The following is a 339-nucleotide window of genomic DNA, read 5'->3' on the forward strand; positions in this document are numbered from 1 at the left end:
GCACCTTTAGAAGCCTCCGTTACGCTTTTGGAGGCGACCACCCCAGTCAAACTACCCACCAAACAGTGTCCCCGCAGCAGCGGGTTAGAACTCAAATAATCAAAGGGCCGTATTTCAACAGCGGCTCCACAAATACTGGCGTGCCTGCTTCAAAGCCTCCGGCCTATCCTACACATCAATTACCCAAATTCAATGTTAAGCTATAGTAAAGGTTCACGGGGTCTTTTCGTCCCATCGCGGGTAATCGGCATCTTCACCGATACTACAATTTCACTGAGCTCACGGTTGAGACAGCGTCCGGATCATTACACCATTCGTGCAGGTCGGAACTTACCCGAC

1 rRNA gene is annotated in these 339 nt (G+C 50.7%); it reads right to left on the minus strand.

Features of this window, described 5'->3' with window-relative positions:
- Positions 1-339: ribosomal RNA gene (locus ABFY71_RS18775) — 23S ribosomal RNA — on the minus strand; the annotation flags it as partial.

This window comes from Devosia alba (assembly GCF_039938915.1).
Taxonomy (GTDB): domain Bacteria; phylum Pseudomonadota; class Alphaproteobacteria; order Rhizobiales; family Devosiaceae; genus Devosia; species Devosia alba.